Annotated in this window: 15 protein-coding genes; 12 read left to right on the top strand and 3 right to left on the bottom strand. The window is 62.6% G+C overall.

From position 1 onward, the window contains the following. Positions 1-45: 45 nt before the first annotated feature. The 12 genes from IAU67_RS04590 to secG all read left to right on the top strand — a co-directional run bounded on the left by IAU67_RS04590 (position 46) and on the right by secG (position 11694). A complete protein-coding gene (locus IAU67_RS04590) occupies positions 46-675 on the top strand; it encodes a riboflavin synthase (RefSeq protein WP_151841551.1) in 630 nt (209 codons plus the stop codon). A 7-nt stretch (positions 676-682) separates the two neighbouring features. Further along, positions 683-1942, top strand: a complete 1260-nt coding sequence (locus IAU67_RS04585; RefSeq protein WP_151841550.1) for a bifunctional 3,4-dihydroxy-2-butanone-4-phosphate synthase/GTP cyclohydrolase II — start codon at positions 683-685, stop codon at positions 1940-1942. Positions 1943-1944: 2 nt separating this feature from the next. Further along, positions 1945-2427 carry a 6,7-dimethyl-8-ribityllumazine synthase gene (gene ribH / locus IAU67_RS04580; protein ID WP_151841549.1) on the top strand — a complete coding sequence of 161 codons (483 nt, stop codon included), beginning with the start codon at positions 1945-1947 and terminating at the stop codon, positions 2425-2427. Positions 2428-2569: 142 nt separating this feature from the next. Further along, positions 2570-3019, top strand: coding sequence for a PH domain-containing protein (locus IAU67_RS04575; RefSeq protein WP_225733040.1), 450 nt, complete (start codon positions 2570-2572; stop codon positions 3017-3019). A 3-nt stretch (positions 3020-3022) separates the two neighbouring features. Then, complete coding sequence (gene uvrC, locus IAU67_RS04570; protein ID WP_151841548.1) at positions 3023-5125, top strand: excinuclease ABC subunit UvrC; 2103 nt, start codon at positions 3023-3025, stop codon at positions 5123-5125. Positions 5126-5135: 10 nt separating this feature from the next. Continuing rightward, a complete protein-coding gene (gene rapZ, locus IAU67_RS04565; RefSeq protein WP_151841547.1) occupies positions 5136-6023 on the top strand; it encodes an RNase adapter RapZ in 888 nt (295 codons plus the stop codon). A 6-nt stretch (positions 6024-6029) separates the two neighbouring features. Beyond that, entirely contained in the window at positions 6030-7052 is a 1023-nt protein-coding gene (locus IAU67_RS04560; RefSeq protein ID WP_151841546.1) for a gluconeogenesis factor YvcK family protein, read from the top strand. A 110-nt stretch (positions 7053-7162) separates the two neighbouring features. Further along, positions 7163-8149 (top strand): DNA-binding protein WhiA, encoded by a 987-nt coding sequence (gene whiA / locus IAU67_RS04555; protein ID WP_151841545.1) that lies wholly within the window; start codon positions 7163-7165, stop codon positions 8147-8149. A gap of 89 nt (positions 8150-8238) precedes the next feature. Further along, positions 8239-9246 (top strand): type I glyceraldehyde-3-phosphate dehydrogenase, encoded by a 1008-nt coding sequence (gene gap / locus IAU67_RS04550; protein ID WP_151841544.1) that lies wholly within the window; start codon positions 8239-8241, stop codon positions 9244-9246. A 112-nt stretch (positions 9247-9358) separates the two neighbouring features. Further along, positions 9359-10570, top strand: a complete 1212-nt coding sequence (locus IAU67_RS04545; protein WP_151841543.1) for a phosphoglycerate kinase — start codon at positions 9359-9361, stop codon at positions 10568-10570. A 2-nt stretch (positions 10571-10572) separates the two neighbouring features. Beyond that, the gene (gene tpiA, locus IAU67_RS04540) at positions 10573-11355 is read left to right on the top strand and encodes a triose-phosphate isomerase (RefSeq protein WP_151841542.1); all 783 of its coding nucleotides are present in this window, start codon (positions 10573-10575) and stop codon (positions 11353-11355) included. 105 nt (positions 11356-11460) lie between these two features. Beyond that, on the top strand, positions 11461-11694 hold the full coding sequence (gene secG, locus IAU67_RS04535; protein ID WP_151841541.1) for a preprotein translocase subunit SecG: 234 nt from the start codon (positions 11461-11463) through the stop codon (positions 11692-11694). 55 nt (positions 11695-11749) lie between these two features. On the opposite strand, the gene pgl is transcribed toward secG, so the two are convergent. From pgl to zwf, 3 genes are read right to left on the bottom strand one after another with little or no spacing between them, the layout of a single operon-like run. Further along, positions 11750-12520: a 6-phosphogluconolactonase gene (gene pgl, locus IAU67_RS04530; RefSeq protein ID WP_151841540.1), complete on the bottom strand. Its 771-nt coding sequence runs from the start codon at positions 12518-12520 to the stop codon at positions 11750-11752. Next, the gene (locus IAU67_RS04525) at positions 12520-13545 is read right to left on the bottom strand and encodes a glucose-6-phosphate dehydrogenase assembly protein OpcA (RefSeq protein WP_151841539.1); all 1026 of its coding nucleotides are present in this window, start codon (positions 13543-13545) and stop codon (positions 12520-12522) included. Before IAU67_RS04525 ends, pgl begins: the two co-directional genes overlap by 1 nt. A gap of 55 nt (positions 13546-13600) precedes the next feature. Next, on the bottom strand, positions 13601-15142 hold the full coding sequence (gene zwf, locus IAU67_RS04520; protein WP_151841538.1) for a glucose-6-phosphate dehydrogenase: 1542 nt from the start codon (positions 15140-15142) through the stop codon (positions 13601-13603). Positions 15143-15192: the final 50 nt, after the last annotated feature.

Here is a 15192-nt window from a genome sequence, read left to right as displayed (position 1 = left end):
AAGAAGAATTACGACACACCAACAGTACGACGAAAAAGAGGCCTCATGTTCACAGGAATTGTTGAAGAAGTAGGACACATCGAACGCATCATTCTCAAGGACAACTCGGCACAGATCCGCATTAGTGCGTCGCGAGTGGTCGAGGACGCCCGCCGCGGAGACTCGATCGCCGTCAACGGCGTGTGCTTAACAGTCACCGATATCAACGCGCACGGCTTTGCCGCTGACGTCATGCAAGTGACGCTAGATTATTCCACGCTGGGTACGCTCGCGCAGGGGGATCCCGTGAACCTGGAACGGGCGATGAGCGCTGCGGGACGCTTCGGCGGCCACGTGGTCCAAGGCCACGTGGACGGCACGGCCACCTTGATGGAGCGCACGCCAGGCGAGGATTGGGAGATCTTCCGCTTCACTCTCGACAACGCTGCACTGGCTCCATACATCGCCCACAAGGGGTCCATCGCCATCAACGGAACCTCGTTGACGGTCGCCGAGCTGACGGACCTCGACGATGGAGGCGTGGAGTTCCAGGTGTCCCTCATTCCCACTACTTTGGAGGACACGATGCTTGGCCACCTACGCGCGGGCGATAAAGTGAATATCGAATGCGATGTGATCGCCAAGTACGTGGAGCGATTCAGCACCGTTAAGAACAACTCCTCCCAAAGGAACTAAGGACTTCATGTCAGAGAAAGAACAGATCCAGCTGGACACCGTGGAACGGGCCATCGCCGATATTGCAGCGGGCAAAGCTGTGGTTGTGGTGGATGACGAGGATCGGGAAAACGAAGGCGATTTGATCTTCGCTGCGGAGTTGGCAACTCCTGAACTTGTGGCTTTTATGGTTCGCCATAGTTCGGGTTATATCTGCGTGGGAATGCCGCATAATGAGTGCGACCGTTTGGGCCTTCCTCCGATGGTGGCGCGCAACGAGGACGTCCGAGGCACCGCTTACACGGTGACGGTCGATGCTGCCGAGGGGATCACCACCGGCATTAGCGCGACGGACCGTGCACACACCTTGAGGGCTTTGGCCGATCCCGCATCCTCGGCCGCCACGTTTAACCGGCCTGGACACGTGGTTCCTCTGCGGGCCCGCGACGGGGGTGTGCTGGTGCGGCCGGGACACACCGAAGCCAGCGTGGACTTGGCGGTCGCTGCCGGTTTGAAGCCTGCCGGAGCTCTCTGCGAAATCGTGAGTGAGGAAAACCCCACGGACATGGCTCGCCTGCCGGAGCTGCGCCGTTTCGCGGATAAGCACGACCTGGCACTCATCAGCATTGAGCAGCTCATCGAGTGGAAGCGCGGCCACACACCCACGGTAGTGCGCAACGTCGCCGCCCGCCTCCCAACCACGTACGGCACCTTCACGGGCGTGGGCTACACCTCCACGGTCAATGGGGTTGAGCACCTGGCGATCGTCTCCGGTGATGTTGAGGGCAAGAAGAATGTACCCGTGCGTGTGCACTCCGAGTGCCTCACGGGTGACATTTTGGGCTCCCGCCGGTGCGACTGCGGGGAGCAGCTGGATTTCGCGCTGCACCACATTGCCTCCAACGGTCCGGGCGTGGTGATTTACATGCGCGGACAGGAGGGCCGCGGGATTGGCCTGGTCCCTAAATTGCGCGCCTATGTGCTTCAGGACCAGGGCTTCGATACCGTCGATGCGAATCTGGAGCAGGGATTACCCGCCGACGCCCGCGAATATAGCGCCGCGGCGCAGATTCTGGATGATTTAGGTGTGGAGTCGATCCAGCTCATTACGAATAATCCCGATAAGGTGACCGATTTGGAAAAGTATGGTGTGACCATCGAGGGAAGAATCCCCGTGGAATTACCTGCTAATTCGGACAATATTGTGTACCTGCGCACAAAACGCGATCGGATGGGGCACCATATTCACCTCACCGATCCTCAATCGACCCCAGAGAAGGAGCACTAACCATGGCCCACGATGGAGTGGCACAGATTGCCGTAAACCCTGGCGAGGCTGCGGGCCTGAAGGTAGCGGTTATTAGTGCGTCCTGGAACGCGGAGATCACCGATAAGCTGCACACCCGCGCCGTGGAGACTGCCACCGCTGCCGGCGCCACCGTGTCTGAGTGGCGCGTGGCGGGTGCGCTGGAACTTCCGGTGGCCGTGGCTGCGGCCTGTTCTTCTTTCGACGCCGTGGTCGCCACAGGATGTGTGATCGAAGGGGAGACTGAGCATTTCCGTGTGGTGTGCGACGCCGTGACCTACGGCCTCACGCGCGTGGCCCTGGATCACAGCACGCCCGTGGGCAACGGTGTGCTCACGGTCTCCACGGTGGAGCAGGCCTTGGGTCGCAGCGGAATTGAGGGAGCGTCCGAGGACAAGGGCGCGGATTCCGCCACGGCGGCGATCCACACAGCCTTGGTGTTACGCGCGATTGCCGCGGGCGAGTAGGGTAGTCACCGTGAGTGAAACAGTCGGTCCATCTCAGTCCCAGAAGAACCCCGCGGCTGCAGGCTCTGCCTCCGCGCTGCATGGTTCCTCAGCCAACGCTGAGCGTAAGTCCTCAGCCGTTGCTGAGCGCGCATCGTCCGCCGTGGATGAATCCTGGGAGCTCGAGTTCTCCTCGCCCTTCTTGAAGCGCCTGGCGTGGATCTTAGTGCTCGTGATCATGGCCGTTCACGTGTTCATGGCAGTTGTGGTGAACATCGGCAACACCGGCGTGACGGTGACCGTGAGCGACCAACTGGCGTTCATCGGCATTGGACTGGTGCTGTGCGTGGTGGCTCTGAGCTTGCTGCGCCCCCGCGTGCGCGCGAATCGCCATGGGGTAGAGGTCCGCAATATCGTCAACGCACAGTTTTACACGTGGGACATCATCTATGGATTGTCCTTCCCGACGACCGCGAAGATGGCTCGCCTGGAGCTCCCCGACTTTGAGTTTGTGCCGATGATGGCCCTCAACATTTATGACAAGCAGATCATCGCCGATCGGGTGGAGGCGTTCCGCCGGATCGAAGACAAGTACATGCCGGACGAAGACTAACCTGTGACTGCACACTCTGCTCCTTATCGCCCGGCGCCCGGAACCATTCCGACGGAACCGGGCGTTTACACGTTTCGGGATTCCCACGACCGTGTGATCTACGTGGGCAAGGCCAAGAACCTTCGCGCGCGCCTGTCCAACTACTTCCAGGATTACGACCGTCTCCACCCGCGGACGCGCACGATGGTCCAGTCGGCGTCTCAGGTGCGCTGGACCGTGGTCGCCAGCGAGCTGGAGGCACTTAACCTGGAGTACACGTGGATCAAGCGCTTTAATCCGCGCTTCAACGTGATGTACCGGGACGACAAGTCCTACCCGATGCTGGCGGTCAGCGTGCGCGAGGAGTTCCCCCGCGCCTATGTGTACCGCGGGCCTCGCCGTAAAGGCATTCGCTACTTCGGCCCGTACCCGAAGGCCTGGGCCATTCGGGAGACCCTGGAGTCTCTGACCAAGGTGTTCCCCGTGCGCACCTGCACGAAGACTGTCTTCAACCGGCACCAGGCGATGGGGCGGCCCTGTCTGCTGGGCTATATCGATAAGTGCAGCGCACCCTGCGTGGGCAACATCAGCGCTGAGGACCACCGCGCTCAAGTGAACCAGTTCATGAGTTTCCTGTCCGGCAACACCGATCGCGTCACGCGCAGAGTCCGCCGGGATATGGAGCAGGCTGCGGAGGAGCTGGATTTCGAACGTGCAGCGTCCTTACGCGACCAGCTGCAGGCCATGGATAAGGCGATGGAGAAGCAGGCGGTGGTGTTCTCCGATTCCACGGACGCGGACCTCATCGCCTTTGTCACGGATGAGCTGGAGGCCTCCGTTCAGATCTTTCACGTGCGCGGCGGCCGTATCCACGGCCAGCGCGGCTGGGTGGTCGAGAAGCAAGAGACCAGCAACGAGGCGTTGCTGGCGCAGTTTATTCACCAGTTTTATGGCGACGAAGCCGCCTTCGCCGAGGCCACGGAGGCGGCAGTCGCCGGTGCCGACAGCCCCGCCTCGGACGCTCCCCGGGCGCAGTCGGAAGGGCCGCTCGAACAGACCCCCCTGCGCTACGAGCACATTCCTCGGGAGGTGCTGGTGCAATACCAGCCGGAGCAGGCCGACGAACTCACCGAGTGGCTCTCCAGCCTCCGCGGCTCACAGGTGACGGTGCGGGTGCCCCAACGTGGGGATAAGAAGGCCTTGCTCACCACCGCGGAAACCAATGCTCAGCAGGCCTTGGCTCACCACAAGCTGAAGCGGTCCGGAGATCTGACGGCCCGCTCCGCCGCCCTACAGGAGCTGCAGGAGGCTCTGTGGATGGAGACCTCGCCGCTGCGCATCGAATGTATCGACATTTCCCACATTCAGGGCACGGATGTGGTCGCCTCGCTGGTGGTGTTCGAAGATGGACTGCCAAAGAAGAGCGACTACCGCCGCTACAAGATTCGCGACGCCGCCGGCGACGGTCACTCCGACGATGTCGCCTCCATCGCCGAGGTGGTCCGGCGCCGCTTCGCCCGCCACCATGCAGACTCCACCTCCGTGCCGCTCGGAGACGAAGCCGGCGATCTGCTGGAGGGCGAGGAGGAGCTAGGCCCGGCGTCGGGGGATAATACGGATGAACAAGCGGCGCGTAAGTTCGCCTACCCACCCCAATTGTTCATCGTCGATGGCGGCCAGCCTCAGGTCAACGCCGCCGCGGCAGTGCTGGAGGAGCTGGGAGTCATGGACGTGTTCCTGGTGGGCATCGCCAAGCGCCTGGAGGAGCTGTGGGTGCCGGGGGAGGAGTATCCGGTCATCGTGGCCCGCAATTCGCAGGCGCTCTACCTGGTGCAGCAGATTCGCGACGAGGCACACCGCTTTGCCATCACGTTCCATCGCCAGCAGCGTTCCGCCAGAATGCGCCGCAGTGTGCTGGACGATATTCCTGGCCTCGGCCCGCAACGCCGGGCACAACTGGTCAAGGCTTTTGGCTCGGTCGCCAAGGTGAAATCCGCGAGTGTAGACGATATTTGTGCTGTGCCCGGGTTCGGCCCGGCGCTGGCGACCGCGATTGTGGAGGCGTTGCAGGATACGGGCGCCCCCAGCGCGGAGAAAACGGCACCTTCGGACACGGAGATCACGTAGGATTGTCGCTATGCAGGCTGCCGAACGATCCTCCGACAATTCATCGCCGTCACTGATTGTACTGACCGGCATTTCCGGTGCGGGAAAGAAGGCCGCCGCCGCAGTGCTGGAGGACATGGGCTGGTACGTTGCGGATAATCTGCCGCCTGAGTTGATCCTGCGCATGGTGGAGATGACCTGCGAAGATGATTCGCCCATCGAGCGATTGGCGATTTCCACCGACGTCCGTTCCCTGGCGTTCGCGGGCTCCCTCAACGGGGTGCTGAGCACCCTGCAACGGGCGGGTAAGCGCCCCACGGTGCTGTACCTCGATGCCTCCGACGAGACCCTCATTTCCCGCTACGAGGCGCTGCGCCGCACGCACCCCTTGCAGGAAGAGGGCACGTTGCAGGACGGCATCAACCAGGAGAGGGCGATCCTGGCGGATCTGCGTAAGAATGCGGACATCGTGCTGGACACCTCCACCCTCAATGTTCACGAGTTGCGCCGCACTATCGAAGAGCTCTTTACCGGGGATTGCCGCGCGCAATTCCGGATCAATATTCAATCCTTCGGGTTTAAGCATGGGCCTCCAAAAGATATTGACATGCTGCTCGACGCGCGTTTCTTGGCGAACCCTTATTGGATTCCCGAGCTCAAGGGATTCCGCGGAACTGACCAGCAGGTCAAGGATTATGTTCTGGGTCAGCCGGATTCCACCGCATTTCTGGATGCCGCGGAAAACATGGTCATGGCAACAATTCCCGGGTTTATCCACGAGGGCAAAAAGTTCCTCAGCCTGGGTGTAGGCTGCACCGGCGGTCACCACCGTAGCGTGGCCCTGGCCGAGGAGCTGCAGCGCCGCTTCGACCTGCAGGGGTTGACGGCGCGGGTGTCTCACCGAGATCTGGCGAAGTAGGTTCCCATGACTGATCTCAACCACCCAGCCCCTCGAATCCCACGCATTGCTTCCCTGGGCGGCGGGCACGGCCTGTTCAATACCTTGCGCGCCGCACGCATCGTGGCCGATCACGTGAGCGCCATCGTTACCGTTGCCGACGACGGCGGCTCCTCGGGACGCATGAGGCGCGAGTTTGACTGCCTTCCCCCGGGCGATCTGCGCATGGCTCTGGCAGCCTTGGCCCAGGACACGGAGCGTGGGCTGCTGTGGCAGAACACGATCCAGCACCGCTTTGGTGGCAAGGGCGCACTGAAGGGGCACGCCGTGGGCAACTTCCTCATCACGGGTCTTGCCCAGGTGATGGGGGACGAGCTGGCGGCCCTCGACGAAATCGGGGACCTCTTCGGTGTGCACGGGCGCGTCATCCCCATGTGTCCGATTCCACTGGATCTGGAGGCCGCGGTGGCCGATATTGAAGAGGACCCGCAGGAGATCGTGAGCGTGCGGGGGCAGGTGGCCGTGGCGTCGACGGTGGGACAGGTGCGGCGTGTCCGGCTCATTCCCGACAAGCCCGACGCCTCGCCAGCCGCGGTGGAGGCAATCACGAACGCCGACCTGGTGACGATGGGGCCCGGATCCTGGTTTTCCAGCGTGATTCCGCACGTCCTGGTACCGCAACTCGTGGAGGCGATGAATGGCTCGGACGCGCCGAAAGTCTTGCTGCTTAACCTGGTGCCGGAGATCGGGGAGATGTCCGGCATGTCCATGGAGCACCACCTGCACATGCTGCACCAGCATGCCCACGACCTGAGTATGGATATCGTCATTGCAGATCCGTCCAGCGTCCCGAACGCGCGGGATAAACGGCAGCTGCGCAACGCCGCGGAGAAGCTGGGGGCGCGGATCCTCTTCCGCGACGTGCGTGAAGACGATGGCCGCGGCCGCTGGACCGATACGCACAAAGCTGACAAGGTGGCGACTGTGTTCCAAGAAATCTTCTGTGCGCAATCGGCCGGAACGCTGAAGGAACTTCCGGAATCACTCTAAACAGGTGTGCGGGCTGCCGGTTCTCCACATGAGTGACACGGCAGCCCCGACCACGTCAATTTGTATAGTGGTCACTAGTGTGTGACTACCAACGGTGAAAGGACAACCCGATGGCCCTGACAGGGGAAGTGAAGGCTGAGATAGCTGCCGTCCACGTGACGCAACCGGACGTCATGGTGGCGGAAGTTGCCAGCTTATTGCGCTACTGCGGAGCTTTGCACGTCGTGGGCCGCCGCCTTGTGGTCGAGGCCGAGGTGGACTCCCTCTGCACCGCCCAACGCGTCATGGACCAAGTGGAGACCCTCTTTCACCTGCGCGCGGAGATGCAAACCATCGGCGCCGGAAACTTGAGGCGCAATCAGCGCTTCATCATCAAGTGGTCGGAGGGCGGCACGGAGCTCGCCCGCCGTACGCATCTGATCGACCGCGCGGGGCGGCCGGTGCGGGGATTGCCGCGCTTCATCATTGGCGGTACCACCGATCAATGTGTGGCTGCCTGGCGTGGCGCGTTCCTGGCTCATGGTTCCCTCACCGAACCGGGGCGCTCCAGTGCCTTGGAGGTGTCCACCCCCGGCAACGAGGCCGCGCTGGCGTTGGTGGGCTGTGCTCGCCGTGTGGACATCACCGCAAAGACGAAGGAGGCCCGGGGGATCCACCGCGTGGTGATTCGTGATGGTGATTCCATCTCCACCTTGCTGTCCCTGATGGGGGCGGAGAACTCGCGGGCTCAGTGGGAGGAGCAGCGCAAGCACCGTGAGAATCGTGCGGACGCGAACCGCTTGGCCAATTTTGACGACGCCAACCTTCGCCGCTCCGCCCGCGCCGCGGTGATGGCTGCGGCGCGCGTGGAACGCGCCCTCGAGATCCTGGGCAATGACGTGCCGTCGCACCTGGCGGAGGCCGGCCACCTGCGCGTGCGTTATCGCCAGGCGTCCTTGGAGGAGCTGGGTCAGAAGGCCGAGCCGCCCATGACGAAGGACGCGGTGGCGGGCCGTATTCGGCGTTTGCTGTCCACAGCCGATAAGCGGGCCGAGGAGCTGGGCATCGAAGATACCCACCACGCCGTGAAGCCGGAGATGCTGGACAACCTGGACTAGCCTCCTGCGCTCGCCCCGGCACAGTGGGCATTTCCCGCGTATCCTCGGGGGTAGTAAACATATCCCCACAACAACGAGGAGTCCCCACTGTGACTATCAAGGTTGGCATCAACGGCTTCGGCCGCATCGGCCGCAACTTCTTCCGCGCCATTCGCGATTATGGCGCGGATATTGACGTTGTGGGTGTGAATGACCTCACCGACAACGCAACACTGGCTGCGCTCCTGGAACGCGACTCAGTGCTGGGCCCGTTGAACGCCACCGTCGAGCACGATGACGAGTCCATCACCGTGGACGGCAAGCGCATCACCGTCACTGAAGAGGAGGACCCGGCCAACCTGAAGTGGGGCGAGCTGGGTGCCGACATCGTGATCGAATGCACCGGCCGCTACACCAACGCCCAGGATGCGAAGGCTCACCTCGAGGCCGGAGCCAAGAAGGTCATCATCTCCGCACCGGCGAAGAATGAAGACGCTACCTTCGTCATGGGTGTCAACCACGAGTCCTACGACCCAGAGAACCACCACATCATCTCCAACGCCTCCTGCACCACCAACTGCCTGGCGCCGCTGGCCAAGGTCCTCAACGATGAGTTCGGGATCGTCAAGGGACTTATGACCACCGTCCACGCCTACACCGGCGACCAGCGCCTCCACGACGCACCGCACCGCGACCTTCGCCGCGCACGCGCCGCCGCGGTGAACATCGTGCCTACCTCCACGGGTGCAGCCAAGGCCGTGTCCCTCGTGCTTCCTGAGCTGAAGGGCAAGCTGGATGGCTACGCCGTGCGCGTGCCGGTCATCACCGGTTCGATGACGGACCTGACCATCGAAACGGAAAAGCCCGTCACCGTCGAGACCGTGAACGCCGCGCTGAAGAAGGCTGCTGAGGGCCCGCTGAAGGGCATCGCGTCCTACTCCGACGACGCGCCACTGGTCTCCACGGACATCGTCACCGACCCACACTCGTCCATCTTTGACTCCGGCCTGACCAAGGTCATCGGCAACCAGGTGAAGGTAGTCTCCTGGTACGACAACGAGTGGGGCTACTCCTGCCGCCTGGTCGACCTGGCCACCTACGTTGGCGAACGCCTCTAAGCAACGAGACGACTACCCCCTTATGGACTCCACCCGCGAGGCAATCACGCACCACGGGTGGATGTCACTGTTTAATGGCACTGATACAGACCAAGAAATGGAGAACAACCACATGACTGTGAAGACAGTTCAGGACCTCATCAACGAAGGCGTGGAAGGCCGTCACGTCTTGGTCCGCGCGGACCTCAACGTTCCGTTGTCCGAGGGCACCATCACCGACCCCGGCCGCATTGATGCCTCGATCCCCACCCTGCGTGCGCTGCTGGACGCCGGTGCCCGCGTCATCGTCGCGGCACACCTGGGCCGCCCGAAGGGCGAAGTTCGCCCCGAACTCTCCCTGGAACCCGTGGCCGAGGCTTTGGCGGAGCGCCTTGATCAGTGGGTACCGTTGGCGTCGGATGTCACGGGCGAGGACGCCCATGAGCGGGCGAACGGACTCAACGACGGCGACATTCTGCTGCTGGAAAACGTTCGTTTCGATGCCCGCGAGACCTCCAAGGACGACGCCGAGCGCGAAGCTTTCGCCGCGGAGCTGGCGGCGCTGACCGCCGACAACGGCGCCTTCGTGTCCGATGGATTCGGTGTGGTGCACCGCGCGCAAGCCTCCGTGTACGACGTGGCCAAGAAGCTTCCGCACTACGCCGGCGGCCTCGTGGAGGCTGAGCTGAACGTGCTGAAGAAGGTCTCCGAGGCCCCTGAGAATCCCTATGTTGTGGTGCTGGGCGGCTCCAAGGTCTCCGACAAGCTGGGCGTGATCGAGGCGCTGGCGCCGAAGGTCGATCACCTCATCATCGGTGGCGGCATGTGCTTCACCTTCCTGGCGGCCAAGGGCTACTCCGTCGGTGGTTCGCTGCTGCAGGAAGACATGATTGATACCTGCAAGGACCTCCTGGAACGTTTCGGCGACGTCATTGCGCTGCCCGTGGACGTGGAGGTCGCGGAAACCTTCAGCAAGGACGCCGCTCACCGCACCGTGGACCTGAACTCCATCCCAGAGGGCTGGATGGGACTGGACATCGGACCGGAGTCCGCCGCTGCCTTCGGCAAGATCCTGGCCTCTGCGAAGACTGTGTTCTGGAACGGCCCCATGGGCGTATTCGAGTTCGAGAACTTCGCCGCCGGCACCAAGGGCGTTGCTCAATCCATTATCGACGCCACCGCGGCCGGTGCGTTCTCCGTCGTGGGCGGTGGAGACTCGGCCGCCGCAGTGCGCACCCTGGGTCTGGACGAGGAGGGCTTCAGCCACATCTCCACCGGAGGTGGCGCGTCCCTGGAGTTCCTCGAGGGCAAGCAGCTGCCGGGTGTGGAAGTTCTGGAGGACTAGTCATGGCCGCAGCACGTAAGCCGTTCATCGCCGGTAACTGGAAGATGAACTTAAATCACCTTGAGGCTCTGCAGGTTGTTCAGAAGTTCGACTTTGCCCTGCCGAAGGACTACTACGAGTACGTGGACGTGGCGTTTATCCCACCGTTTACCGATATTCGCTCTGTGCAGACCCTGGTGGACGGGGACAAGCTGCTGCTCACCTATGGCGCGCAGGATGTGAGCGTGCACGAGTCCGGCGCTTACACCGGCGAGGTGTCCGCGGCGATGCTCGCGAAGCTGGGATGCTCCTGGGTTGTGGTGGGCCACTCCGAGCGCCGTGAATACCACGGGGAAAGCAATGAGCTTGTCGCTCGCAAGGCCACCGCCGCGCTGAAGCACAACATGAGCCCCATCGTGTGCGTGGGTGAGCCACTGGGTGTGCGTGAGGCAGGGGGGCACGTCGAGTATGTGGTAACGCAAACCCGCGAATCCCTGAAGGGACTGTCGGCCGAGGATCTGGCCCGTACGGTCATCGCGTACGAACCCGTGTGGGCCATCGGAACGGGAAAAGTTGCCTCCGCCGCGGATGCGCAGGAAGTGTGCCACGCGATCCGTGGGCTTCTGGAGGAGCTGACCTCTGCGGAGACGGCGCAGTCCATCCGGATTCTCTACGGCGGTTCCGTCAAGGCCGATTCCATCGGCGAGCTGATCGCCCAGCCTGACGTGGATGGTGGCCTGGTCGGTGGGGCAAGCCTCGACGGCGCTGACTTTGCTCGCCTCGTTGCAGGAGCTGCGAGGCGCTAGCCTTCGACGGCGAAAAGGCAGCGCGTCACGTTGCTTTCCCCCGACTCGGCGGGTAGATTTGTGCTGTTATCTTTAGACTTATAGACGCGAAGAAAAGGGAAGACATTGATCCTCGCCTTGCAGATCATTCTGGTCATCACCAGCCTCTTGCTGGGCCTGTCCGTGCTGCTGCACAAGGGACAGGGCGGTGGCCTGTCTAGCCTCTTCGGTGGTGGCATGCAGACCAACTTGTCCGGTTCCACCGTTGCTGAAAAGAACCTGGATCGTTTGACGGTCGGCACCGCTGTGGTGTGGCTGATCGCCATCATGGCGCTGGGCTTGGTCCTCCACTACGGATAAGACGCCCTCCAGTACGGAGAAGCCCTCCTCCGTGAAGTCATCACCTCACGATTGATTAGGGCTGTGCCTCCTGGTCCACCCACAACACCGTGGACTGGCGCCCAGTGGCCAACGCAGCTGGCCACTGGGCGCCATTTCCACCTTCTGCCACCTGAACGGCAGCCTCGCGTTTCGCCGCTCCGGCAACGAGTAGCCACACGTGGTCCGCGTCGTTGACCGCGTCGATGGACAGACTCACACGGTTGGCCGGAGGCTTCGGGCAGTCTCGTACTGGCACCACACAATCCTTCGGCTGCAGGAGCTCGTCGGTGTGGGGGAACAGCGAATTGATGTGCCCCTCGGGACCCATGCCCAGCAGGTGCACATCGAACCCGTCCGGCGCATGTTCCCGAATCAGCTGCGCATAGGACTCAGCCGCACGATCCAGCCCCTCACCGGCATAATCATCCTCAGGCGATGGGGCTGCGTAGCGGAAGATATTGAACTCGGGCACGTCGACGTGCGCCAGCAAGGCCTCCTGCGCCTGGGTATCGTTGCGCTCGGGATCACCCTCGGGAAGGTAGCGCTCATCACCGAAGAATACATTCACCCGATTCCACTCAATAGCCTGAATGGGGAAGGACTCCGCCTGCTGGCGCGCCGCCGCGTCGAGGGCAGCAATCTGGCGCAGCGTCTCCACACCAGCACCACCGCCGGTGAGCACCACGTTCACCATGTTCTTCGTGTTCTGTAGCGCGCACACCGTCGCCACAAACTCCCGGGCTGCGGCCTGAGCCAGTGCCGTCTGGTTCTCATAGACACGAATGGTGACATCCGAGTTAGTCATTAGCGATGCGATCCTTCAAAGTCGTCGGTGGTATCAGAAGCAGGCACTCCCGCAGCCGCCGCACGGTTCATGGAGTGACCCGGACGGTGCACCCTCACGAGGCGGCGCAGTGCCCGCCCGTAGGTTTCATCCGGATCCAGGTGGCGCAGCTCCTCTGCCAGGCAGTCGGCCAGCACACGTCGGGACAACGTCACCAAGCTCGTTTTGCCCGCCACCGTCAACGAGGCAGTGGACGCATCCACAATCTCCACGATGGACTCCCCGGACGGGCGGTACAGCACCGTCTTTTGAATACCCAGGGTCATCTCTCCGTGGTCGTCGCACGGGATCGCGTCCGCATCCGTGGTGATGCGAGACACGGGCACATCCAGCCGGTCAGCGAGCCAGCCTGCGGCGATATCCACCGACGGATCAAGGGCGGGCCCATGCACCTCCGCGGAAAGGATCTCCTCGTGCGGAGGACGATCCACCATCGAGGCCAGCACGGCACGCCACAACGTAATGCGAGACCAGACCAAGTCCGTGTCGCCCGGGGAATAGGTGAGCCGGCGTCGATAAAAAGGATCAGGATCACCCTCCACACACGCATCGGTGATGCGGCGCTGGGCGATGGCACCAATCGGATCCGCGGCAGGATTGCGCGGCGCCTTACCTGGCCACCATGCCACGATCGGTGTGTCCGGTAGCAGCAGGGGAGTCACCACCGACGCGCAGTGCTTCGCCAGGGCGCCGTGGAGATGCATCACGATCACCTCGGAGGCGCCGGCGTCGCCACCCATGCGGATCTGGCAATCCAGGGTGTTGTTGTCCGCGTCGCCATGGGAGACCAGCAGGATCACGCGGGAGGGGTGCTCTCGTGAGGCGTCGTGCAGGGTATCTAAAATGGCGTCGATGTCGTCCTCGCCACTGGCCACCACGATCAGCGTCAGCACGCGGCCGATGGTTAACTCGCCCCATTCTTCACGCACGTCACGCAGCTTCTTGCTGAGGGCCTGAGTGGTGGTATCGGGAAGATCAATAATCATCCTTGCATCCTTTATTTCTTCCTAGGGTGTCCACAAAAGTTCTCGGCACTGCTCGCTATGGACGGCGCCATTCGCGGCCATTTCTTCTCATCATCTCGTCGGCCCCCTGAGGACCCCACGTACCCGCTGGGTAGTCCTCCGGACGGCCGCTCTCGGCCCAATACTCCAGGATCGGATCCAGGATCTTCCAGGACAGCTCCACTTCCTCGTTGGTGGGGAAGAGGGACGCCTCGTCCAGCAGGGCGTCCAGGATCAGGCGCTCGTAAGCCTCCGGGGATTCCTCCGTGAAGGCCTCCGAGTAGGAAAAGTCCATGTTCACATCGCGAACTTCCATAGTGGATCCGGGGACCTTCGATCCGAAGCGCACCAGCACACCCTCATCCGGTTGCACGCGGATGACCAGCATGTTGTTGCTCAAGGAGTTGATCTGTCCGGGCCCGAAGGGCAAGTGAGGAGCCTGCTTGAATACCAAGGCGATCTCCGTGACGCGGCGCCCCAGCCGCTTTCCGGTGCGGAGGTAGAAGGGGACGCCCGCCCAGCGTCGAGAATTAATTTCAAAGGTGGCCGCGGCATAGGTCTCCGTGGTGGACTCGGGATCGAAGCCATCCTCCTGGCGGAGCCCCTTGACCTCCTCCGAGCCCTGCCAGCCCGAGGTGTACTGGCCACGCGCGGTGGTTTGCGCGAAGGGCCCCACAGGCCTGGTGGCGCGCAGCACCTTGATCTTCTCCACCTGCAGCTCAGCCGGGTGGAAGGTCACGGGTTCTTCCATCGCGATCAACGCCAGCAACTGCAAGAGGTGGTTCTGGATCACGTCGCGGGCGGCGCCGATGCCGTCGTAATATCCGGCGCGGCCACCCAGGCCGATGTCCTCAGCCATCGTGATCTGGACGTGATCCACGTAGTGGCTGTTGAACAACGGATCGAACAGCTGGTTCGCAAAGCGCATGGCCAGGATGTTCTGCACGGTTTCCTTGCCCAGGTAGTGATCGATGCGGAACACGCTGGACTCGGGGAACACATCGTTGACAATCTTGTTGAGCTCGCGAGCTGATTCCTCGTCGTGGCCGAAGGGCTTTTCGATGACCACGCGGCGCCATCCACCATCCGACGTGTCCGCCATGCCGGAGCGTTCCAGCTGGTGGCACACCTGCGGGAAGTGGTCCGGCGGGACAGAGAGGTAGTAGGCCCAGTTGCCGGCGGTGCCGCGTTCCTCGTCGATCTCGCGGGTCTTGGCCGCCAGTTCGTCGAAGGCGGAGTCCGTGGTGAAGTCGCCCGTGACGAAGAAGATTCCTTCGGCGAGGCGCTTCCACACGGCCTCGCGCCACGGGGTGCGGGCTCGTTCCTTGACCGCGGCCGCGACCTGTCCTTCGAACTCCTCCTTGGACCAGTCGCGTCGTCCATAACCGATGAGGGAGAATCCCGCGGGAAGCAGTCCACGGTTGGCCAGGTCGTACACGGCCGGCAACAGCTTCTTGCGTGCGAGGTCTCCGGTAACTCCGAAAATCACGAGTCCCGATGGTCCCGCGATGCGCGGTAGGCGCTTGTCCAGCCTGTCGCGCAGGGGGTTCGTCCACTGGTCGGCGTGGTCATTAGTCATGAACGATGCTGTCCTCTTAGGGTCGATAGTGGTTGGGGAGTGGTGCTGGG

This window comes from Corynebacterium zhongnanshanii, assembly GCF_014490575.1.
Classification (GTDB): Bacteria; Actinomycetota; Actinomycetes; order Mycobacteriales; family Mycobacteriaceae; genus Corynebacterium; species Corynebacterium zhongnanshanii.
This window is presented reverse-complemented; position numbering and strand designations above follow the sequence as displayed.

What these genes read in the sequence shown, in the direction of transcription:
- IAU67_RS04525 (WP_151841539.1), bottom strand. Translation starts at nt 13,545, where the DNA reads ATGATTATTGATCTTCCCGATACCACCACTCAGGCCCTCAGCAAGAAG.
- IAU67_RS04590 (WP_151841551.1), top strand. Translation starts at nt 46, where the DNA reads ATGTTCACAGGAATTGTTGAAGAAGTAGGACACATCGAACGCATCATT.
- tpiA (WP_151841542.1), top strand. Translation starts at nt 10,573, where the DNA reads ATGGCCGCAGCACGTAAGCCGTTCATCGCCGGTAACTGGAAGATGAAC.
- IAU67_RS04545 (WP_151841543.1), top strand. Translation starts at nt 9,359, where the DNA reads ATGACTGTGAAGACAGTTCAGGACCTCATCAACGAAGGCGTGGAAGGC.
- pgl (WP_151841540.1), bottom strand. Translation starts at nt 12,520, where the DNA reads ATGACTAACTCGGATGTCACCATTCGTGTCTATGAGAACCAGACGGCA.
- whiA (WP_151841545.1), top strand. Translation starts at nt 7,163, where the DNA reads ATGGCCCTGACAGGGGAAGTGAAGGCTGAGATAGCTGCCGTCCACGTG.
- IAU67_RS04585 (WP_151841550.1), top strand. Translation starts at nt 683, where the DNA reads ATGTCAGAGAAAGAACAGATCCAGCTGGACACCGTGGAACGGGCCATC.
- ribH (WP_151841549.1), top strand. Translation starts at nt 1,945, where the DNA reads ATGGCCCACGATGGAGTGGCACAGATTGCCGTAAACCCTGGCGAGGCT.
- rapZ (WP_151841547.1), top strand. Translation starts at nt 5,136, where the DNA reads ATGCAGGCTGCCGAACGATCCTCCGACAATTCATCGCCGTCACTGATT.
- IAU67_RS04560 (WP_151841546.1), top strand. Translation starts at nt 6,030, where the DNA reads ATGACTGATCTCAACCACCCAGCCCCTCGAATCCCACGCATTGCTTCC.
- zwf (WP_151841538.1), bottom strand. Translation starts at nt 15,142, where the DNA reads ATGACTAATGACCACGCCGACCAGTGGACGAACCCCCTGCGCGACAGG.